Genomic DNA, 20,262 nt, shown 5'->3' with positions numbered 1-20,262 from the left:
GCGAGCAGGCGTACGGGCCGCTGGCCGAGGCGGCCGCCCGGCGCCGCGCGGTCCGCTTCGAGCACCGTCGAGCCGGCACGACCACCCCGCTTGCCCGGCACCTGCAGCCCTGGGGCCTGGTGGCCCGGCGCGGGCGCTGGTACGTCGTGGGGCACGACCTGGACCGCGGCGAGCCCCGCGCCTTCCGCCTCGACCGCATCGTCGGGCCGGTCGTGGCCTCGGGGCCCGACGGCGCCTACCAGGTCCCCCCGGAGGCCGACGTGGCCTCGCTGGTGGCCGAGCCCGGTTCGGGACAGTCGGGCGAGGCCACGTTGCTGGTCCGCTCCGGCCGGGGGCATGAGCTGCGCGACCGCGCGACCTCCGTGGAGCCGGACACCGCCGGCTACGACCGGGTGCGGATCGCCTACACCGACCTGGACCGTCTCGCCCAGCGGGTGCTCGAGCACGGCGACGACGTGGTCGCGGTGGAACCCGCAGCGCTGAAGGGCGCGGTCGTGGCGGCGCTGCAGGCCCTGGTGGGGGATCTCTGATGGCTGCCGGTGGTGGGGGAGCGGCCGAGCAGCTCGCGCGGGTCCTGACCCTGGTCCCGTGGCTTCGGGCCCGGCCGGGGGTGCGCAAGCAGGATGCGGCCGCCGCGTTTGGCATCACCGTCGAGCAGCTGGAGTCCGACCTCGACCTCGCCGTGTGCGCGGAGGTCGGGCGGGACTCCCTGGCCAGCATCGACATCGACTACTGGGGCGAGTCCATCACGGTCCTGGACCCCCAGGCCGTCGACCGCCCGCTGCGCCTGCGCCTGGACGAGGCGGTCAGCCTCCTCGTCGGGCTGCGCCTGCTCGCGCTCGCCCCCGGGGTACCCACCGAGGCAGCGCGCAGCGCGCTCGCCAAGATCGAGGACGCCCTCGGGACGCTTCCCGCACGCGGCGTCCTCCCGCTGAACGCCCCCGCCGGGCCGGTCGAAGAGCCGACGCACCCCGAGGTCATCGACGCCGTCCGCAGGGCGCTGGAGACGCGGCGGCGGCTGCACCTGGCCTACTGGGTGCCCGCCCGCGACGAGCTCACCCAGCGTGACGTCGACCCCGTGGCGCTCGTCGTCCTCGGCGAGCGCACGTACCTGCAGGGCTGGTGCCACCTGACCGACGCGATGCGGACCTTCCGGCTCGACCGCGTCCACGAGGCGGTGGTGCTCGACACGCCGGCGAGCCCTCCCGTCGCGGAGCCCGCCGAGCTGCCACGCCCGGGCGAGCCCTGGCGGGCCGGGGAGCACGACCACCTCGTCGTCGTCGACCTCGCCGCGGACGCCCGCTGGGTCGTGGACTACCACCCAGTCGAGAGCGCGACCGAGCTGGCCGACGGCGGCCTGCGGGTGGTGCTGCGCACGCCGGACCTGGCGTGGGCCAGGCGGCTGGTGCTCCGCCTGGGCGGGCGCGCCCGGGTCGTCGAGCCGGTCGACCTCGCCGAGCAGGTCCGTGAGGCCGCGGGGCAGGCCCTGAAGAGGTACGGCTGAGCAAAGTCGCCCGAACGGCTGATGCGGCCAGCGGTCAAGGTCGGTCCGCGTGCGGCCGATGCCCCCAGGGAAGGACTCGCAAGGAGTCCGGGCGGGAATTCCAGGGGGAACGCGGAGGGCGTCATGACCACGATCAAGGCTTCGTGCCCGACCTGCGGGGACGTCGATCTCAAACCCGGCGACCTGCGCCTGGTCGTGTGCACGCGCTCCGAGTGGTCCACCTACGCCTTCGACTGCCCCAAGTGCACCGACGAGGTCAAGAAGCCGGCCGACGAGGAGGTCGTCGCGCTGCTCGTCTCCGGCGGGGTGAAGGTCCAGCGCTGGCACATCCCGGCCGAGGCGCTGGAGGAGCACCGCGGTCCGCGGATCAGCTACGACGACCTGCTGGACTTCGCCCTGTGGCTGACCGACCACCACACCGTCGTCGGCGCCGTGGAACCGCTGCTGTCGCCGTCCTGATCCGGGTCGCGGCGCGAGGTAGCATCGAACTCTGACGTGACTGCCACCCGTCCTCGGCCCCAGCGGCTGCGGCTGGCGAGAGGTGCGAGACGATGCTCGATGGCCTGAGGGGTCCCGAGGGGATCATCCTCATCGTGCTGATTGTGCTGCTGTTCGGGGCCAAGCGGCTTCCCGACGCGGCCCGTGGCCTCGGCCGCTCGCTGCGCATCTTCAAGGCGGAGACCCGCGGCCTGACCGACGACGAGGCGGCCGCCCCGACGACCACGGTCCAGCAGGCACCGCCGCCGGCCCCGCCGCAGCCGCAGGTGCTGCCGCAGGCGCAGCAGGCACCCGCGCCGACCCCTCCCGCCCCGGCACCGGCTCCGCAGGCCCAGCCCGCGCAGCAGGCCCCCGAGGGCGGGGAGCACTGATCGCCTCACCGCGGTGAAGCTGCCCCGCCGCGGGCGGCGTCGATCCGACCCCGAGGGGCGGATGACGCTCGCCGAGCACCTGGGCGAGCTGCGCACCCGGTTGTTCGTCTCGATGGCCGCGGTCGTGGTCTTCGCCGTGCTGGCGTACGCGTTCTACGACCGGATCCTGACCTTCCTGGAGCGGCCGGCCATCAAGGCCATCCAGAGCGCGCGGGCTCAGGGCCACGACGTCCAGCTCTCGATCATCGGCGGGGTGGCGACCGCCTTCACCCTGCAGATCAAGATCTCCTGCATCATCGGGATCATCCTGGCCGCGCCGGTGTGGCTGTTCGAGCTCTGGCGCTTCGTCACGCCGGGGCTGCGCCGAAACGAGCGCCGCCACGCCCTCGCTTTCGTCGGGTCCGCGACGCCGCTGTTCCTGGCCGGCGTGGCGTTCGCGTACTACGTGCTCCCGAAGGGCGTCGGGGTGCTGGCCGGGTTCACGCCCAAGGACACGACGAACATCATCAAGCTGGACCAGTACATCTCCTTCGTCATCCAGATCTCGCTGTTCTTCGGGCTCGGCTTCGTCCTACCGGTCTTCGTCGTCGCCCTCAACGCCGTCGGCATCCTGCCCAGCCGGCGCCTGTGGGGGTGGTGGCGCCAGATCCTGTTCGGCGTGTTCCTCTTCGCGGCGATCGCGACCCCGACCGGTGACCCGGTGAACCTGTCGCTGCTCGCCTTCCCGATCCTCGGCCTGGTGTTCGGGGCGATGGGGATCGCCTCCCTCAACGACCGGCGCCGCCGGCGGCGGGAGACCACGGAGGGCTACGCCCAGTGGGACGACGACGAGACCTCCCCGCTCCCCGAGCCCGAGCCGCTCGACCGTGCCGACTACTCCGACCTGACCTGACCAGCGCGCGCCGTCCGCCAGAATGGCCGCCACCCGGCCGCAGGAAGGACGACACGTGCGCAACCAGGTGGAGCTGATCACCTACGCCGACCGGCTCGGAGGCGACCTGCCCGGGCTGCGCGCAGTCCTGACCGGCCCGCTTCGCGGTCTGTTCGGGGGCGTGCACATCCTGCCGTTCTTCCGGCCCTTCGACGGCGCGGACGCCGGGTTCGACCCCGAGGACCACACCGAGGTCGATCCTCGGCTCGGCACCTGGGACGACGTACGTGCCATCGCCGAGGACTTCGAGGTGATGGTCGACGTCATCGTCAACCACGTCTCCTCCTCGAGCCCGCAGTTCAAGGACTGGCTGGCGAAGGGCGCCGCGTCGGAGTTCGACGGGATGTTCCTCACCCTCGGCCGGACCTTCCCCGACGGGGCTCGCGAGGAGGACCTGCTCAAGCTCTACCGGCCCCGCCCCGGCGTCCCGTTCACGCCGTACACCCTCGCCGACGGCACGAAACGGCTCGTCTGGACCACCTTCACCGCGCAACAGGTCGACATCGACATCCGCTCCGAGGTCACCCGCGCCTACCTCGCACGCGTCCTGGACCGGCTGGCCGAGGCCCGCGTCAGCAGCGTGCGCCTCGACGCGGTCGGCTACGCGGTCAAGACCCCTGGCAACACCTCGTTCATGACACCGGAGACCTTCGCCTTCATCGACGAGATCACCGGGTGGTGCCGGTCGCGGCACCTCGAGGTCCTCGTCGAGGTGCACTCCTATTTCCAGCGCCAGGTCGAGATCGCCCGCCAGGTCGACCTCGTCTACGACTTCGCCCTGCCCCCTCTGGTGCTGCACGCGCTCACCGCCGGCGACGCCCTGCCCTTGCTGTCCTGGATGCGGATCCGGCCGACCAACACCGTCACGGTCCTCGACACCCACGACGGCATCGGCGTCATCGACGTGGGCGCGGACCCCTTGGACCCCGCTCAGGCCGGCCTGCTGACGCCACAGCAGATCCACGACCTGGTGGAGGCGATCCACGACAACTCCGGGGGGACCTCCCGGGCCGCGACCGGCTCGGCCGCCTCCAACGTCGACCTCTACCAGGTCAACTGCACCTTCTACGACGCCCTCGGCGGCGACGACGCCCGCTACCTGCTCGCCCGGGCGCTGCAGTTCTTCGCGCCCGGGGTGCCGCAGGTCTACTACGTGGGGCTCCTGGCCGGCACCAACGACACGGACCTGCTCGCGCGGACCCACGTGGGACGCGATGTCAACCGCCACCACTACACGCGGGCCGAGATCGAGGAGCAGCTGCGGCGCCCGGTCGTGGAGTCGTTGACCCGGCTGATCCGCTTCCGCAACGCCCATCCCGCCTTCGCCGGGACGTGCTCGGTCTCGGGGACACCGACGACGCTGCGCCTGGAGTGGCAGCTCGGCAACGAGCGCTGCGCCCTCGACGCCGACGTCACCACCGGGTGGGCGGGCCTCACCTGGACCGAGGCGGGGGAGATCCGCACCGCCGACCTCGGTTCGCTGCCGTGAGCCGCTCCGTCGCGCTCCTGGTCAACCCCACGTCCGGCGGGGGACGAGGCGCCCGCGAGGGCCGCCTCGCTGCGGACCGGCTGCGGCAGGAGGGCCTCGGGGTTCGCCTGCTCGAGGGTGCGGACGCCGAGGACGCCGTACGCCTGGCGCGCGAGGCGGTCGCCGGCGGTGTCGACGCCCTCGTGGTGGCCGGCGGCGACGGCATGGTCCACATCGGGGTGCAGTGCGTGGCCGGGACCGGCGTACCGCTCGGCATGGTGCCCACCGGGACGGGGAACGACTTCGCGACCGCCCTCGGGATCCCGGCGCACGACCCGGCGGCCGCCGCGCAGGTCATCGCCCGCTGGACCCCCACGGACATCGACGCGGTGCTCACCGACTCGGTCGTGGGCAAGCGCTGGTACGCCGGCGTCATGTCCTCCGGCTTCGACTCCGCGGTCAACGAGCGGGCCAACCGGATGCGCTGGCCCCGCGGCCGCAGCCGCTACAACATCGCGATCATGGCCGAGCTCGGTGTCTTCAAGCCGCTGCCGTTCCGCGTCACCGTCGACGGCGCCGAGACCGAGGTCGAGGCGATGCTCACGGCGGTCGGCAACAACACCTCCTACGGCGGGGGCATGAAGGTGACCCCGGGCGCGGTGCTCGACGACGGCCTGCTGCACGTCACCGTGCTGCGCCGGCTGTCCAAGGTGGAGTTCCTGCGGGTCTTCCCCCGCGTCTACAAGGGCACGCACGTGGACCACCCCGCGGTCGACGTGCTCGTCGGGCGTGAGGTGCGCCTGGAGGCCCCCGGCGCGGTCGCGTACGCGGACGGGGAGCGGATCGGAGCGCTCCCCGTGACCGCGACGTGCGTGCCGGGGGCGCTGCGTGTCCTGAGCTGGGACCCGACCTAGGGTCGGGGCCCGATCACGCTGGGACCCGACATAGGGTCGGGGCATGGTCGCGGAGCTCGGTGAGTTCCGCGAGGGCTACCCGTTCGGGCTCGACCCGTTCCAGGAGGAGGCCTGCCGGGCCCTCGAGGAGGGCCGCAGCGTCCTCGTCGCCGCGCCGACCGGTTCGGGCAAGACCCTCGTCGGGGAGTTCGCCGTCCACCTCGCCCTGGCGGTCGGCCGCAAGTGCTTCTACACGACGCCGATCAAGGCGCTGTCGAACCAGAAGTACGCCGACCTCGTGCGCGTCCACGGGGCGCATCGCGTCGGCCTGCTCACCGGGGACAACTCGATCAACGGCGACGCGCCTGTCGTCGTCATGACCACCGAGGTCCTGCGCAACATGCTCTACGCGGGGTCCCCGACGCTGCGCGAGCTCGGCTACGTGGTCATGGACGAGGTGCACTATCTCTCCGACCGCTTCCGCGGCGCGGTATGGGAGGAGGTGATCCTGCACCTGCCGGAGGACGTACGGCTGGTATCGCTGTCGGCGACGGTGAGCAACGCCGAGGAGTTCGGCGAGTGGCTGGGGGAGGTCCGGGGCGACACCGCCGTCGTGGTCGAGGAGCATCGCCCGGTCCCGCTCTGGCAGCACGTCATGGTGGGCACACGGCTGCTCGACCTGTTCGTCGATGACGAGCAGGAGCAGGTGAGCCCGGAGCTGGTCCGTCTCGCGCGCGACGAGCAGCGCTACGCCCGCGTGGGCGACCGCCGGCCGGGTCGAGGCGATCGGCGGCGACGCGGCCCGGAGGCGCCGAGCCGGGTCGACGTGGTCGAGCGCCTCGACCGGGCGGGGCTGCTGCCGGCGATCGTCTTCGTGTTCAGCCGGGCCGGGTGCGACGCCGCGGTCCTGCAGTGCCTGCGCAGCGGCCTTCGGCTGCTGACCAACGCCGAGCGGGAGCTGGTTCGCGAGCACGTCGAGCGCCGGTGCGCCGACATCCCGGAGGAGGATCTCGCCGTCCTCGGCTTCCACGAGTGGCTGGAGGGACTCGAACGCGGGATCGCCGCCCACCACGCCGGCCTGCTGCCGACCTTCAAGGAGGTCGTCGAGGAGCTGTTCGTCCAGGGCCTGGTCCACGTCGTGTTCGCCACCGAGACCCTGGCGCTCGGCATCAACATGCCGGCGCGCTCGGTGGTCCTCGAGCGACTGAGCAAGTGGAACGGGGAGACCCACGCCGACGTGACGCCGGGGGAGTACACCCAGCTCACCGGGCGTGCCGGCCGGCGGGGGATCGACGTCGAGGGCCACGCCGTGGTGCTGTGGCAGCCGGGGCTGGAGCCGCGCGCGGTGGCCGGCCTCGCCTCCACGCGGACCTACCCGCTGCGCTCCTCCTTCCGGCCGAGCTACAACATGGCGGTCAACCTGGTGGCGCGCGTCGGCCGGGCTGCTGCCCGCGACATCCTCGAGCAGTCCTTCGCGCAGTTCCAGGCCGACCGTGCCGTGGTCGGCCTGACGCGGCAGGTGCGGCGCAACGAGCAGGCGCTCGAGGGCTACCGCGAGGCGATGACCTGCCACCTCGGTGACTTCGAGGAGTACGCCGCGCTGCGCAGGGCGCTGAAGGACCGTGAGGCGCAGGTGGCCCGCCAGGGGGCGGCCCTGCGACGGGCCAGCGCCACCCAGGCGCTGGAGGCCCTCAAGGTGGGTGACGTCATCCGGGTACCGGCCGGGCGCAACGCCGGGTGGGCCGTCGTGCTCGACCCGGGGCTGTCCAGCGGGGCGGACCCCCGCCCGACCGTGCTCACCTCCGAGCGACAGGTCCGCCGGCTGTCCATCACCGACTTCCCCTCCCCGGTGGAGGCGTTGGAGCGGCTGCGGATCCCGAAGAGCTTCAACCCGCGCAGCCCCCAGAGCCGGCGCGACCTGGCCGCGACGCTGCGCACCCGCGTCCCCGACAGGGCCGACGGCCACCGGCGGTCGAGCGCCGGCGTGGGGGAGGACGCAGAGATCCAGCGCCTGCGACGCGCGCTCAAGCACCACCCGTGCCACGGCTGCTCGGAGCGGGAGCACCACGCGCGCTGGGGTGAGCGTTACCACCGCCTGGCGCGGGAGACCGAGTCGCTGCGGCACCGCGTCGAGTCGCGCACGCACACCATCGCGCGCGAGTTCGACCGGGTCTGCGAGGTCCTCGAGGCGCTCGGCTACCTGCAGGGCGACGTGGTGAGCGAGGACGGCCGGCGGCTGGCGAGGCTGTACTGCGAGCTCGACCTGCTCGCCGCCGAGTGCCTGCGCCTCGGACTCTGGGCGGACCTCGCCCCCGCCGAGCTCGCGGCCTGCCTGTCGACCCTGGTCTATGAGTCCCGGCACCCCGACGACGACGCCCCGCCGCGACTCCCGTCGGGACGGGTGCGGGAGGTCCTCGCGGACATGGTCCGCGAGTGGGGCTCCCTCGACGCCCTCGAGCAGCAGCACCGCCTCTCCTTCCTGCGCGAGCCCGACCTCGGCTTCGCCTGGGCCGCGTGGCGCTGGGCCACGGGCGCCCGGCTGGACACCGTGCTCTCGGAGGTGGACCTCAGCGCCGGCGACTTCGTGCGCTGGATCCGCCAGCTGCTGGACCTGCTCGACCAGGTCGTCGAGGCGAGCGGCGGCGCCCTGCGCGTCTCGGCGCTGGCCGCGGTCGGTGCCCTGCGGCGCGGCGTGGTGGCCTACTCCTCCGTGGGGTGAGCCAGCGACACGGGGGAATCCGTCCGCTCGGCGGATGGCGCCCGCGGGCGGCGCACGTACCGTGGACACCCGTGGACGTCATGCAGCTGCCCCCGCAGACCGAGCCCGCCCCGCCGCCTCCGGGCCGCCGCGGGCTGGTGATCGTGGGAGTCGTCCTCCTGATCGCCGTCGTCGTGGTCGCCGGCCTCATCGTCGGCACCCGCCACGCCTCGTCCAGCCCGCAGGCGTCGCAGTCCGACCTCGCCTCGGTCGCCCAGATCGGCGGTCCCGGGACGTGGAAGGCGCTGCCCTCGGCGCCGGGCCCGACGAACGGGTTCGTGCTGTTCGCGGACCGGTGGATCATCGCCGGGCCGGCTGGGTCGGGGGGCCTCAACCCGTGGACCGTCTACGTCTACGACACCACGACCGGGAGCTGGAAGACCTACGCGCAGGGTCCCAAGGGCCAGCCGCCACGGACCCCGTTCGCCCGCGTCTGGGACGGCACCGACATGCTCGTCTTCGGTGGCTTCACCAAGCACACCAACGTCACCTACAAGACCGGGGTGCAGAAGCTGCGGGTGGGCGCGTACGACACCGACAACCTCAGCTGGGAGTTCAACCCACGCAGGGGGACGTGGACCCAGATCCCGGCCATGGGCGTCACCGCAGCGTCGGCCAAGGGCGTCAATCCGCAGCAGCGGCTCGGCGCCGTCTGGACCGGGCAGGTCGTCGTGGTCTTCGGTGCCAACAACACCCACGTCAAGGGTCACTCCACGGGCATCACGACCATGGAGTTCACGCCGGGAAAGGTCCCCGGCAAGGGCACCTGGGTCGACTACGGATCCAAGTCGGCGACCAAGCCGCAGCGGCTGCCGGGTGGGTCGCGGATCGCGCCGGCGTACACATGGACTGGTTACCAGCTCGTCGTCTGGGGCGGCGTCAGCGACGTGAGCGCGAAGAGCACGAATCCCGCTGCCGCGCTGTGGGACGGCAACGCCAAGACTCTCGGCGACGGCTACTGGTACAGCACCAACACCCACCTCTGGCAGCCCATCGCCGCCGCTCCCGCCGGCGTCAGCGCGGTGAACCCGGGAGCATCGTGGAACGGGACCCAGTGGCTGTTCTACGGCGGCACGAACATCACCAAGGGGAAGGTGACGCAGCTGCCCGGCGGCTATCTCTACGTCCCGAGCCAGAACGCCTGGGAGAGCCTGCCCGCCTCTCCGATCGCGGCACTGAGCGGGCCGGTGGCCGCCTGGACCGGCAACACCCTCGTCGTCTGGGGCCGCGCCGTCGGCGCGGGTGGCAAGCCGGGCGCGCCCAGGGGGGCGGTCTACGACCCGGTGTCCGGGCTGTGGCAGCGGATCTCGTCCGACTCCACCGTGGCCGGACCGGGTGCGGCCGCGGAGTGGGTCGACGGTCAGCTGGTCGTCGTCCAGAACGCGAAGGTGGCCGCCTGGACGCCGACCCCCTGACGCGCCCCACTCACGCGAGCGCGGCCAGCACCGCGAGCAGGCGGTTCAGCGGGGAGTCGAGACCCCAGCGGGTGCTGAGCTCGACGAGCGCCTCGGGGTCCGCGGGTGAGGTCGGCAGCGTGGCGTCGTACGCCGGCAGCGGTACGTCGCGCGCGACGCGGACAACCGTCGGCGCGACGGCCAGGTAGTCGCGCGCCGCCTGCAGCTTCGCCCTCGCGCCGACGTCGGCGTCGGGGTCGTCCAGCGCGGCCAGCAACGCGTCGAGGGATCCCCAGCGTCCGAGCAGCCCGGCGGCCGTCTTCTCGCCCACTCCGGGTACGCCGGGCAGGCCGTCGGACGGGTCGCCGCGCAGCGTCGCGAAGTCGGCGTAGGCGGCTGCCGGGACGCCGTACTTCTCCCGGACGCGGACGTCGTCGACCACCTCGAGGCGGCCGATCCCGCGCGCGGTGTAGAGGACCCGCACGCCCCGACCGTCGTCGACCAGCTGGAAGAGGTCACGGTCGCCCGTCACCACGTCCACCGGGCTGTCCGCGGCCGAGGCGAGCGTCCCGATGACGTCGTCCGCCTCGTACCCCGCGACGCCGATCCGCGCGATCCCCACCGCGTCGAGGACCTGTTCGATCACGGGAACCTGGGGGAGCAGCGCCGGCGGTACGTCCTCCGCGTCGGTCCTCGGGTCACCGACACGATGCGCCTTGTACGTCGGCAGCAGCGCCACCCGGAAGGCCGGGCGCCAGTCGGCATCCATCGCGGCCACGAGGTGGGTCGGCTCGTGGTCGGCGACGAGGCGCGCGATGAAGTCCAGGAGGCCGCGGACCGCGTTGACCGGCGTGCCGTCGGGCGCGGTCACCGAGTCCGGAACGCCGTAGAACGCTCGGAAGTACAGCGAGGCGGTGTCGAGCAGGAGCAGCTTCTGGGGGCGAGGCGGCATGTCAGTCCACGAACACCGACCCGTCGCGCACGCTGGCCCGGCCTCGCTTCAGCGGCAGCGCGGCGGTGAGGGTCTTGAACGCCCACCCGAGTCCCGGGACCTTGGCGTAGAAGCCCTGCGGCCCGCCGACCATTCGCCCGGTCGTCGTGTCGTAGCGCGCCTCGTGCCAGGGGCAGACCAGGCATCCCTCCGCGTCCACGTGCCCGCCGGCGAGGTCCGCTCGCAGGTGCCGGCAGCGCCGCGACAGGGCGAAGGGCTGGCCGGCGCTCAGGCCGACGACGTAGGAGTCCACCCCCTTCACTGCTCCGTCGGCGAAATCGGTCAGGGGGCCCGCTTCCTGGGTCATGCGCCCACGATCCCACCACGGCACCGGCGGTGCCCAGGGCCTTACGGCCCGCGGGTCCCGAACCAGTGAGCGACCCGGGTGGTGCCGAAGGCGACCTTGTCGACGGCCAGGTCGGCCGAGGGCCCCTCGAAAAGGCCCGACGGGGGCCCGTGCAGGAACGTGACGTCGACCTTCGCGACCCGTTCGGCGCCGAACTCGACGTAGCAGGTCCCGCGTCCGTCGTACGTCGCCGACGTGGCGACTCCCCGAGCCTGCGCGATCAGGCGCTCGGCCACGACGGCGGCGGCTCCCTCGGCGAAGACGCCGGCCTTCGGGGTTCCGACACTGGTGACGTCGCCCACGGCGTAGACGCCCGGGAAGCGGGTCTCGAGCGTCTGCGGGTCCACCGGGACCCAGCCGTCCTGGGCGAGCCCGCTCTCCAGCACCACCGCGGGGGCGCGGTGCACGGGGACGCCGAGGAACAGTTCGTAGGCCAGTTCGGAGCCGTCGCTGAGGACGGCGACCCGGCGGTCAGCGTCCAGCGCCGCGACCAGGAGGTCGGGCACGAACCGGATGCCCCGTTCCTCGAAGGCGTGGAGCACCGCGGCGGAGGCGGCCGGTGATGGCGGGATCGGCGTACCGAAGGGCATGACGAGCGTGATCGACGAGCTGTCTCGCAGCCCCGACGCGCTGAGGTGGTCGTGCAGGAGGAGGGCGGTCTCGCTGGGCGCCGGCGGGCACTTGAACGGCGTCGACGTCACACCCACGACGACGTCGCCGCCGGGGTGGCCCGCGAGCACCTCCCTCAGGGCGAAGGCGCCCTCGACGGAGTAGAACTCGTGGCCGCCCTCGACAAGGCCGGGTGTTGCAGCGGGGTCCACCTCGGCCCCGAGCGCGACGACGAGCACGTCGCCCTCGAAGCGGCCGGCATCGGTCTCCACGCTGCGCCTCGCCGGGTCGATGGCCCGTACGGTCGTCCGGACGAACCGCACCCCCGGGCGCACCAGCCGGTCGTAGCGGTGCACGGCATCGGCGGGGGCTCGGCGCCCGAACATCACGTCCAGCTTGGCGAAGCCGAAGACGAAGCCGTCGGAGCGGTCGACGAGCACGACGTCGGCGTCCTCGCCGAGCGCGTCGGAGAGCCGCGCCGACAGCTCGAGGCCACCGAAGCCGGCTCCCAGCACCAGGACGCGCATGGCCGGGACCCTATCCACGCAGCCCGGTCAGCCGCCGGGTCCGGTCTGGTACTCCTTGGCCGCCGCGACGGTGTCGGCGTCGAAGCAGCTCTGGTGGGCGAGGATGAACGCCGCCCACGCCTGCTGCAGCTGGCCCTGCCTGGCCCGGGCCACGTCGTTGTCGGTCGTGTTCCCCGCGCTCTGCGCCGCGGCGGACAGCCGCTGCTGGCGCTGGACCGCGCTGCTGTACGCCGAGGAGCTCGCGCGCGGCGCCACACAGCTGGGGTCCACCGTCGACGTGGCCGTCGACGAGGCGCCGCCCCCGCCACCGCTGCATCCGGCGAGGGTCAGCACGCAGCCCGCCCCGGCCACCGCAACCGCCGACACCGCTCGCCGCCACGCCACGCCTGAAACAGTACGTGACGGCCGGACGCGGCCCGGACCTACAGTGGCCCCGTGACCAGGCTCCTCGTCGACCTCGGCCGGCTCGACCGGGCGCGCACCGCCACGGCCGCCGCCGGTCTGGACGCCCTGCTCATCTCACCCGGCCCGGACCTTCGCTACCTCGCCGGCTACGAGGCGCTGCCCCTGGAACGGCTGACCTGCCTGGTCGTGCGCCCGGACGCCGACCCGGTGGTGGTCGTCCCGCGTCTCGAGCGCTCCGCCGCCGCGGCCTCGCCGCTGGGCGCGGCCGGGGTCGAGATCCGCACCTGGGAGGAGACCGAGGACCCCTACGCACTCGTCGCCGGGCTCGTGCCCGGTGCCTCGCGGGTCGCGCTCGACGACCACATGTGGGCGGAGAAGGTGCTCGCCTTCCGGCGCGCGATGCCGGAGGTGGAGCAGCACCTGGCGGGCCCGGTGCTGCGGGAGCTGCGGATGCGCAAGACGCCGGAGGAGGTGGACGCGCTTCGCCGTGCCGGGGCGGCGATCGACTCCGTGCACGCGCGGATGGGGGAGTGGCTTCGGGCCGGACGTACCGAGCGAGAGATCGGCACGGACATCGCCGAGGCGATCCTGGCCGCCGGGCACGCGAGCGTGGACTTCGTCATCGTGGGGTCGGGACCCAACGGCGCCAGCCCGCACCACGAGGTCTCCGACCGGGTGGTCCAGCCGGGCGACGTCGTCGTGGTCGACATCGGCGGGACCACCCCCGAGGGCTACTGCAGCGACGAGACGCGCACCTATGTCCTCGGCGAGCCGGCCGAGGAGGTGTCGGCGTTCTACGCCGTGCTGCAGGACGCCCAGGACGCGGCCTGCCGGTGGGCCCGGGCGGGGGTCAGCGCCGAGTCGGTCGACGCCGCGGCCCGCGACGTGATCGCCGACGGCGGGTACGGCCCCGCCTTCGTGCACCGGACGGGGCACGGGATCGGCCTGTCCACCCACGAAGAGCCGTACATCGTCGCGGGCAACACCGAGCTGCTCGAGCCCGGGATGGCCTTCTCCATCGAGCCCGGGATCTATCTCGAGGGGCGCTTCGGCGCCCGCATCGAGGACATCGTGGTGGTCACCGAGGACGGCTCCGCCATCGAGCGGCTCAACGTGCGCCCCCGCGAGCTGGTCCGGCTGGAGGCCTGACCCCGAAGCCCGCCGCATCCGCCGGTTGGGTCACGGTCTGGACACTTTGCGCGTGATCCGGCGTCCGACCACTACCTTCCTGCCCGTGGAGGACCTCGACCGACAGATCGTCCGGCTCCTGCAGGGTGACGGCCGCATGTCGTACACCGAGCTCGGCAAGGCGACCGGCCTGTCCACCTCGGCGGTGCACCAACGAGTCAAGCGGCTGGAGGAGCGCGGGGTCATCCGCGGCTACTCGGCTGTGGTCGACGCCGAGGCGCTGGGGCTCCCGCTGACCGCCTTCGTCTCGATCATCCCGCTGGACCCCTCGGCCCCCGACGACGCCCCGGACCGCCTCGCCGGCGTGAGTGAGATCGAGGCCTGCCACTCTGTGGCGGGGCTGGAGTCCTACGTCCTCAAGGTCCGGGTGGCCTCACCGGTCGCGCTGGAGGACCTGCTCGCGAGGATCCGGGCCACCGCGAACGTGTCCACCCGCACCACGATCGTGCTGACCACCTTCTTCGAGGGCCGCCCGACCGGCTGACCCGAGCGCCTCGGGGACCGGCGCCCGTCGGAACTTCGGGACGTCAGGTCGTGACGAGCACCGGCCGACCCACCTGGGCGGCGTCGCCCGCGTGCTCGGCCCACCACTGCTGGCCCTCCACCGGCAGCGTGTCGATCGGGTCGTAGTACGGGTACGTGCGGTTGAGCGCGTCGGGGTCGGTCGCCTCGATCGACGTGCGGTAGTTCTTCGTCCAGTACGAGATGCCCCGCACGCGGTCGTAGGACTCGAGCTGGTGCACCCAGCGCTTGCCGACGAACGGTACGTCGCACACGATCCGCGGCGTGGCGAAGCCGGGCAGGTAGCCCATGATCCCGTGCTGGAGCTGCTGGGCGTGGGCGACGGAGGTCCGCCAGTGCTCCGCGTTGGGGATCATGTCGCAGAGGTAGAAGTAGTAGGGCATGATCCCCGCGCCGTCGAGCAGCGCGAAGGACAGGTCGAGCAGGGCGTCGGTCGTCGTGTTGACCCCGCGCATGAGCACGCCCTGGTTGCGCACGTCGCGCACGCCCGCCTCGAGCATCGCGGCGGTGGCCTCGGCCACCAGCGGCGTGACCTGCTGGGCCGCGTTGACGTGGGTGTGGATCGCCACCGAGACGCCCTGGGCGCGCGCTCGGTTGGCGATGCGCGTCATCCCGGTCCGTACCTCGTCCTGCAGCCAGTGCTGCGGGAGCGCCATGAGGGCCTTCGTGGCCAGCCGGATGTCGCGGATGTTCTCGATGTCGAGCAGCCGGTCGACGAAGGCCTCCAGCTGGCGCCACGGCAGGTTCGCGACGTCCCCTCCGGAGACGACCACGTCGCGGACGCCGGGGGTTCGCCGCAGGTAGTCGATCATCGCGTCGTAGCGGTCCACCGGTTTGAGGCCGAACTTCAGCTTGGCCACCTGTGGCGTGGAGTTGCCGACCAGGTCCATCCGCGTGCAGTGCCCGCAGTACTGCGGGCACGTCGGCAGCAGCTCGGCGAGCACCTTGGTCGGGTAGCGGTGCGTGAGGCCCTCCGCCACCCACATGTCGTGCTCGTGCAGGGAGTCGCGTGTGGCGTAGGGGTGGGACGGCCAGTCGGTACGCCGGTCCGACAGCACCGGCAGCATGTAGCGGCGGACCGGGTCGGCGTAGAACGCCGCGGTGAAGGCCGCGGCCGTCGGCGCACCGGCGTCGTGGGACGCCGGGACCATCGTGTTGAGCATCTGGGGTGGGACGAGCATCGACATCGTCGCCCGCTCGGCCTGGTCGCGCTCCAGGTCGGCGTAGAAGCCCTCGTCCAGCAGGTCGCCGACCACCGCGTGGAGCTGCTTGATGGTCTTCACGCAGTGCGAGCGCTGCCACTGCACGTCGCGCCACTGCTGCGTGCTGACCTCGGCCCAGCCCGGGAAGCGGGTCCAGTCCGGCTCCCGCGGCTCCCGGCGACGGTAGACGTACGGCTGATCCGCGGACGAAGGCATCATGGACCCCGAGGATAGCGGGAGATCCTCCCGCAAGCGTACTCCTTCGCGGGATGTCTTCCCGTCGACTGGCCGGATCGCCGTGCCAGATGTGGGACGATCACGGCCATGACGACGACGTCCGCCTCCGTCGGCCTGCGCCGGGTGCTCGAACCGGTCGGTGTCCTGCCCCAGGCCGCCTGGCGCCTGGACCCGGACCCCGCGGTGGGCCCGGACGAGGTCCGGATCCGCGTCGAGCGGCTCAACCTCGACGCCGCCAGCTTCCGCCAGCTGGCCGACAAGCACGGTGCCGACCGCGACGCGCTGCGCCGCGAGGTCCTCGCCATCGTCGAGGAGCGGGGCAAGATGCAGAACCCGGTCACCGGCAGCGGCGGCATGCTGGTCGGAGTGGTCGACGAGGTGGGGCCCGAGTCCCCGCTCGGCCTGCGGCCGGGGGAGCGGGTGGCGACCCTGGTCTCCCTGTCCCTGACCCCGCTGCGCATCACCGACGGGCTGAGCCGCTGGGACGCGGCTTCGGAGCAGGTCCCGTGCGAGGGCAGCGCGATCCTGTTCGGCCGCTCCATCGCGACCGTGCTGCCGGACGACCTGCCCGATGAGCTCGCCATCGCCGTCATGGACGTGGCCGGTGCGCCGGCCCTGACCGCGCGGGTGGTCGGCGAGTACGTCTCCGCCGGGCGGCCGCCGTCGGTGGCCGTGCTCGGCGGCGCCGGCAAGAGCGGCTCTCTCTCGCTGGCGGCCGCCCGCCGCTTCGGGGCCCGGCGACGCGTCGGCGTGGTCCCGAACGGGAACGAAGCGGCCCTGCTCGAGGCCAGCGGGCTGGTCGAAGCCGTCGCGGTGGCCGATGCCCGAGACCCGGTCGCCCTCTCGGACGCGATCACCGCGGCGCTCGGTGAGCCGGCGGACATCACGGTCGTCTGCGTCGACGTGCCCGGCTGCGAGCACGGCGCGATCCTGTCCACCGACCCGGTGCGCGGCACCGTGATCTTCTTCTCCATGGCCACGTCGTTCACGGCGGCCGCCCTCGGGGCGGAGGGGCTCGCCTCCGCCGTCACGATGCTGATCGGCAACGGCTACACCCCTGGACACGCGCAGCTGGCCCTCGACCTGTTCCGCGAGGACCCGGCGGTGCGCCGGCTCTTCGACGCCCGCCTGGCCGCATGACCACGCTGCTGCTGCGCGACGGCCACGTGCTCAGCCCGGGACGGCCCGACGCGAGCGCGGTGCTGCTCGCCGACGACCGCGTGGCCTGGGTCGGCAGCGACCCGCTGCCCGACGCCGACGAGGTGGTGGACCTGGCGGGCTGCCTGGTCACCCCCGCGTTCGTGGACGCGCACGTGCACGCGACCGCCACCGGGCTGGCGCTGGACGGCCTCGACCTCACGGCGACGCACTCGCTGGCCGAAGCGCTCGACGCCGTCGCGACGTACGTACGAGGCAGCCGGGCGGCCGTCGTCCTCGGGCACGGGTGGGACGAGTCGCGCTGGCCGGATGGTCAGGCGCCGACGCGTACGGAGGTGGACCGGGCGGCCGGCGGCCGGCCGAGCTACCTCGCGCGCATCGACGTGCACTCCGCCGCCGCGTCCTCGGCGCTTCGGGCGCTGGTGCCGCAGCTGGCGCGGCTCGACGGCTACGACCCGGACGGACCGCTCACGCGTGAGGCCCACCACGCGGTCCGCGCCGCCGCCCTGGCCGCGGTCACCGAGTCGCAGCGGTCGGCCGCCCAGCGCACGACGCTGGACCGGGCCGCGTCCCTCGGGATCGCCTCGGTCCACGAGTGCGCCGGCCCGCGGATCTCCGGGGTGGACGACCTCACCGCCCTGCTCGAGCTGGCCGCGAGCTCGCCCGGCCCGGCGGTGACGGGCTACTGGGGCGAGCTCGCCTCCTCCGGCGGGGTCGTCCGTGCCCTGTCGGTCGGCGCGAGGGGCGCCGCGGGCGACCTGTTCGTCGACGGCGCCCTGGGCTCGCACACCGCCTGGCTGCGCGAGCCGTACGCCGACGCCGACGGCACCGGGGCGGCGTACGTCAGCGTGGAGGAGATCGCCGAGCACGTCGTGGCGTGCACCCGGGCCGGCCTCCAGGCGGGCTTCCACGCCATCGGCGACGCCGCCCTCGCGGCCGTGACCGAGGGGCTCGAGTCGGCCGCGGCGGTCGTGGGCGTTCCGGCTCTGCGAGCGGCACGGCACCGGGTCGAGCACGCCGAGATGCTCGACGCCGGGCTGGTCACCCGCCTCGCGGCGCTGGGTGTGGTGGCGTCCGTGCAGCCGGTCTTCGACGAGCTGTGGGGCGGGGACGCCGGGATGTACGCCACCCGGCTCGGCCCGCAGCGGGCCGCAGAGCTCAACCCGTTCGCGACGATGGACGGCGCAGGGCTCGCCTTGGCGCTCGGCTCCGACGCGCCGGTGACGCCGCTCGGTGGCTGGGAGGCGGTGCGAGCCGCCGTCCACCATCGCAGCCCGCAGCACCGCATCGACGTGGACCGTGCCTTCGCCGCGCACACCGTCGGCGGGTGGTACGCCGCGGGGGTCGACGACGCGGGGGTGCTCGAGCCCGGGCGCCAGGCCCACCTCGCGGTCTGGGACGTGACCGAGCCGGGGTTGCCCGCGCTCGACGCGGGGAGTCCGATCCCGTTGTGCCTGCGCACGATCGTGGCAGGCCGAACCGTCTGGAAGGATCGATGAGGTGAGCGCGAAGCGCCTGCAGCTCGACGCCGCCACGCTACGTCGGGCTCGCAGCCTGGCCCGCCGTGCGGGAGCACCGGTCGTGAAGCTGGCCCGCACCCACACCACGGTCTCCGTCGAGCGCGCGGTGCTGCGCCTGGCCGGCCTGTCGGGGGCCGACGCCGAGGGGATCCCGTGGGTGAATCGCCTGGCCGACAGCGTCCGGGACGAGGTGGGCCTCGAGCACGGGGTCGCCCTACCGGTGTGGGACGCCCTGCGGCGCAGGGAGGCCGACGACCTGCTGACGCTGGCCCAGAAGGCCGGCGCCGGCTCGGTGCGCTTTCGCGTACCCGAGGGCCGGGCGGCGACCGCGGCCGCGCGTACCGCTCGCTCCGCCGTCGCCAAGGGGATCGCCCGCATCGACCGCAACCGGGCGCAGCGCGAGCGGATGATCGCGCGCATCGGGGACGCGCCCCGCCGGCCGTGGATCTACCTCATCGTGGCGACCGGGGACATCTACGAGGACGTCCCGCAGGCGCAGGCCGCCGCGCGCGAGGGCGCAGACGTCATCGCCGTGATCCGCTCGACCGGCCAGTCGCTGCTCGACTACGTGCCCGAGGGCGCGACGCGCGAGGGCTATGCGGGGACCTACGCCACGCAGGAGAACTTCCGCATCATGCGGGCCGCGCTCGACGACGTCTCGCGCGAGCTCGGCCGCTACGTCCGCCTGACGAACTACGCCTCCGGGCTGTGCATGCCCGAGATCGCTACCCTCGCCGGGCTCGAGCGGCTCGACATGATGCTCAACGACTCGATGTACGGGATCCTCTTCCGCGACATCAACCCGATCCGGACCTTCGTCGACCAGCGCTTCTCCCGCCAGATCCACGCGCGCGCCGGCATCGTCATCAACACCGGCGAGGACAACTACCTGACCACCGCCGACGCCGTCGAGGCGGCGCACACGGTGACGGTGAGCCAGCTGCTCAACGAGTACTTCGCGAAGGAGGCGGGGCTCGAGGACTGGCAGCTCGGCCTCGGGCACGCCTTCGAGATCAACCCTGCGATCCCGGACTCGTTCCGCCTCGAGCTCGCCCACGCGCTGCTCGCGCGGACCCTCTTCCCCACCGCGCCGCTCAAGTGGATGCCGCCGACCAAGCACATGACCGGGGACATCTTCCGCGGCTACCTGCTCGACGGCTTCTTCAACCTGGCGGGAGCCCTGACCGGCCAGGGGATCCTCCTGGTCGGGATGATGACCGAGGCCGTCGTCACGCCCTGGCTCTCCGACCGGGACCTCGCGCTGCAGAATGTCCGGTACGTGCTCGACGCCGCTGGCGGCCTCGTCGAGGACTTCCACCCACCACACGACGGCTTCATCCAGACGCGCGCCCGTCAGGTCCTCGACGAGGCCGTGGAGCTGCTCGAGGCGATCGTGGACGACACCTTGCTGGAGGCCATCGCCGACGGCACGTTCGGTCTCATGAAGCGGCCCGCCGACCGGGGCAAGGGACTCGACGGGGTCTTCCGTCGCGCCGTGGGCTACGTCAACCCGGCCGTCGACCTGTTGGAGGAGGGTCGATGACCAAGGAGCCCACCAAGAAGGTGATCCGCCCCTACGGCGACACGACCGGCGACGGCATGGTGCAGGTGTCGTTCACGCTCCCGCTGCCGCACGACCGGCGCGCCGAGGGCGCCGCGGTCCAGCTCGCGAACCGGATGGGCATCGACCCGGCCCTGGTCGTCCACGCCAAGGCGATGGGGCCGGACTTCACGTTCTTC

The 20,262-nt window shown here is 73.1% G+C and carries 20 protein-coding genes; 15 read left to right on the top strand and 5 right to left on the bottom strand.

Annotated features, from left to right (window positions below):
* The 9 genes from VMI11_02560 to VMI11_02520 all read left to right on the top strand — a co-directional run.
* Positions 1-530 (top strand): WYL domain-containing protein (locus VMI11_02560; GenBank protein ID HTY71286.1); only part of this gene is annotated, 530 nt, incomplete at its 5' end.
* The gene (locus VMI11_02555) at positions 530-1,504 is read left to right on the top strand and encodes a WYL domain-containing protein (GenBank protein ID HTY71285.1); all 975 of its coding nucleotides are present in this window, start codon (positions 530-532) and stop codon (positions 1,502-1,504) included. The genes VMI11_02560 and VMI11_02555, both read left to right, overlap by 1 nt.
* Before the next feature lie 123 nt (positions 1,505-1,627).
* Positions 1,628-1,963 carry a hypothetical protein gene (locus VMI11_02550; protein ID HTY71284.1) on the top strand — a complete coding sequence of 112 codons (336 nt, stop codon included), beginning with the start codon at positions 1,628-1,630 and terminating at the stop codon, positions 1,961-1,963.
* A gap of 92 nt (positions 1,964-2,055) precedes the next feature.
* Positions 2,056-2,373, top strand: coding sequence for a Sec-independent protein translocase subunit TatA (gene tatA, locus VMI11_02545; protein HTY71283.1), 318 nt, complete (start codon positions 2,056-2,058; stop codon positions 2,371-2,373).
* A gap of 13 nt (positions 2,374-2,386) precedes the next feature.
* Positions 2,387-3,265 carry a twin-arginine translocase subunit TatC gene (tatC, locus tag VMI11_02540; protein HTY71282.1) on the top strand — a complete coding sequence of 293 codons (879 nt, stop codon included), beginning with the start codon at positions 2,387-2,389 and terminating at the stop codon, positions 3,263-3,265.
* 55 nt (positions 3,266-3,320) lie between these two features.
* Positions 3,321-4,793 (top strand): sucrose phosphorylase, encoded by a 1,473-nt coding sequence (gene gtfA, locus VMI11_02535; protein ID HTY71281.1) that lies wholly within the window; start codon positions 3,321-3,323, stop codon positions 4,791-4,793.
* Positions 4,790-5,686, top strand: coding sequence for a diacylglycerol kinase (locus tag VMI11_02530; protein ID HTY71280.1), 897 nt, complete (start codon positions 4,790-4,792; stop codon positions 5,684-5,686). The genes gtfA and VMI11_02530 overlap by 4 nt, the downstream gene beginning before the upstream one ends.
* A 43-nt stretch (positions 5,687-5,729) precedes the next feature.
* A complete protein-coding gene (locus tag VMI11_02525; protein HTY71279.1) occupies positions 5,730-8,384 on the top strand; it encodes a DEAD/DEAH box helicase in 2,655 nt (884 codons plus the stop codon).
* 71 nt (positions 8,385-8,455) lie between these two features.
* A complete protein-coding gene (locus VMI11_02520) occupies positions 8,456-9,838 on the top strand; it encodes a hypothetical protein (protein ID HTY71278.1) in 1,383 nt (460 codons plus the stop codon).
* Between the two features lie 10 nt (positions 9,839-9,848).
* Here the strand turns inward: VMI11_02520 and VMI11_02515 are convergent, their stop codons facing one another.
* Genes VMI11_02515 through VMI11_02500 form a run of 4 tightly spaced genes read right to left on the bottom strand, consistent with a single transcriptional unit; the run spans position 9,849 to position 12,674 of the window.
* Positions 9,849-10,769 carry a 5'-3' exonuclease gene (locus tag VMI11_02515; GenBank protein HTY71277.1) on the bottom strand — a complete coding sequence of 307 codons (921 nt, stop codon included), beginning with the start codon at positions 10,767-10,769 and terminating at the stop codon, positions 9,849-9,851.
* A gap of 1 nt (position 10,770) precedes the next feature.
* On the bottom strand, positions 10,771-11,115 hold the full coding sequence (locus VMI11_02510; GenBank protein HTY71276.1) for a Rieske 2Fe-2S domain-containing protein: 345 nt from the start codon (positions 11,113-11,115) through the stop codon (positions 10,771-10,773).
* 41 nt (positions 11,116-11,156) lie between these two features.
* Positions 11,157-12,290 (bottom strand): FAD/NAD(P)-binding oxidoreductase, encoded by a 1,134-nt coding sequence (locus VMI11_02505; GenBank protein ID HTY71275.1) that lies wholly within the window; start codon positions 12,288-12,290, stop codon positions 11,157-11,159.
* A 27-nt stretch (positions 12,291-12,317) separates the two neighbouring features.
* The gene (locus VMI11_02500; GenBank protein ID HTY71274.1) at positions 12,318-12,674 is read right to left on the bottom strand and encodes a hypothetical protein; all 357 of its coding nucleotides are present in this window, start codon (positions 12,672-12,674) and stop codon (positions 12,318-12,320) included.
* 51 nt (positions 12,675-12,725) lie between these two features.
* Here VMI11_02500 and VMI11_02495 point away from each other — a divergent pair, with 51 nt between their 5' ends.
* Both VMI11_02495 and VMI11_02490 read left to right on the top strand, forming a co-directional pair.
* Positions 12,726-13,844: a Xaa-Pro peptidase family protein gene (locus VMI11_02495; protein HTY71273.1), complete on the top strand. Its 1,119-nt coding sequence runs from the start codon at positions 12,726-12,728 to the stop codon at positions 13,842-13,844.
* Between the two features lie 85 nt (positions 13,845-13,929).
* Positions 13,930-14,367 carry an AsnC family transcriptional regulator gene (locus VMI11_02490; protein ID HTY71272.1) on the top strand — a complete coding sequence of 146 codons (438 nt, stop codon included), beginning with the start codon at positions 13,930-13,932 and terminating at the stop codon, positions 14,365-14,367.
* A 43-nt stretch (positions 14,368-14,410) separates the two neighbouring features.
* On the opposite strand, the gene VMI11_02485 is transcribed toward VMI11_02490, so the two are convergent.
* Complete coding sequence (locus VMI11_02485) at positions 14,411-15,826, bottom strand: lysine 2,3-aminomutase (GenBank protein HTY71271.1); 1,416 nt, start codon at positions 15,824-15,826, stop codon at positions 14,411-14,413.
* A gap of 105 nt (positions 15,827-15,931) precedes the next feature.
* Here VMI11_02485 and VMI11_02480 point away from each other — a divergent pair, with 105 nt between their 5' ends.
* The 4 genes from VMI11_02480 to VMI11_02465 all read left to right on the top strand — a co-directional run.
* Positions 15,932-16,984 (top strand): hypothetical protein, encoded by a 1,053-nt coding sequence (locus VMI11_02480; GenBank protein HTY71270.1) that lies wholly within the window; start codon positions 15,932-15,934, stop codon positions 16,982-16,984.
* Positions 16,981-18,501: an amidohydrolase family protein gene (locus VMI11_02475; protein HTY71269.1), complete on the top strand. Its 1,521-nt coding sequence runs from the start codon at positions 16,981-16,983 to the stop codon at positions 18,499-18,501. Before VMI11_02480 ends, VMI11_02475 begins: the two co-directional genes overlap by 4 nt.
* Before the next feature lies 1 nt (position 18,502).
* Positions 18,503-20,065 (top strand): lysine 5,6-aminomutase subunit alpha, encoded by a 1,563-nt coding sequence (locus VMI11_02470; protein HTY71268.1) that lies wholly within the window; start codon positions 18,503-18,505, stop codon positions 20,063-20,065.
* Positions 20,062-20,262, top strand: a 201-nt coding sequence (locus tag VMI11_02465; GenBank protein ID HTY71267.1) for an OAM dimerization domain-containing protein, incomplete at its 3' end; no start/stop codon positions are given. The genes VMI11_02470 and VMI11_02465, both read left to right, overlap by 4 nt.

This window comes from Actinomycetes bacterium (assembly GCA_035506535.1).
In the GTDB taxonomy this organism is placed as follows: domain Bacteria; phylum Actinomycetota; class Actinomycetes; order DATJPE01; family DATJPE01; genus DATJPE01.
Note: the sequence above shows the minus strand (reverse complement) of the source record. Positions and strands in the feature narration are given on the sequence as shown.